Consider the following 755-nt stretch of genomic DNA (forward strand, 5'->3'; position numbering starts at 1 on the left):
CTGGAACATGCACCACAGACGCCACTGCACAGCCTGGCAATCTTGCCGCCGGCCGAACGCAAGCAATTACTGGAAACCTGGAATGCGACAGGGGCGACCTATACCCATGACCTGCTGATCCATCGGCAGTTCGAAGCCCAGGCCGCGGAAAACCCGCAAGCGGTGGCGGTGGTGTATGCAGACCAGGCACTGACCTACGGCGAACTCGACGCCCGGGCGAACCAGCTCGCGCATCACCTGTTGGCCCTGGGCGTCTGCCCGGACGATCGGGTGGCGATCTGTGTCGAGCGCAGCCTGGAAATGGTCGTCGGCCTGTTGGGTGTGCTGAAGGCCGGTGCGGGCTATGTCCCCGTGGACCCGGCCTACCCGGCGGAACGTATTGCCTACCTGTTGCAGGACAGCGCACCGGTCGCGGTGTTGGCGCAGACCGTCACCCAGGGTTTGCTGGCCGCTGGTTCGGTGCCGGTCATCAATCTCCATAGCGGCGATTGGCAGGACGAATCCGTCTCCAGCCCCGAGGTGCCGGGGCTCGAAGCCCATCATCTGGCGTATGTGATCTACACGTCCGGTTCGACCGGCCTGCCCAAGGGCGTGATGGTCGAACATCGCAACCTCAGCAACCTGGTGGGCTGGCATTGCCAGGCCTTCGATGTGAAACGCGGCAGCCGCACCTCCAGTGTCGCCGGTTTCGGTTTCGATGCGGCGGCCTGGGAGATCTGGCCTTCGTTGTGCGCGGGGGCGACGTTGCTGTTGCC

General features: G+C 64.5%; 1 protein-coding gene. It reads left to right on the plus strand.

All coding sequences use genetic code 11. The features are described from left to right. A partial coding sequence (locus tag J4E63_RS30675) for an AMP-binding protein (RefSeq protein ID WP_207284217.1) occupies nucleotides 1–755 on the plus strand: 755 nt, incomplete at both ends.

Source organism: Pseudomonas sp. FW300-N2F2, assembly GCF_017351655.1.
GTDB classification, from domain to species: Bacteria; Pseudomonadota; Gammaproteobacteria; order Pseudomonadales; family Pseudomonadaceae; genus Aquipseudomonas; species Aquipseudomonas fluorescens_AA.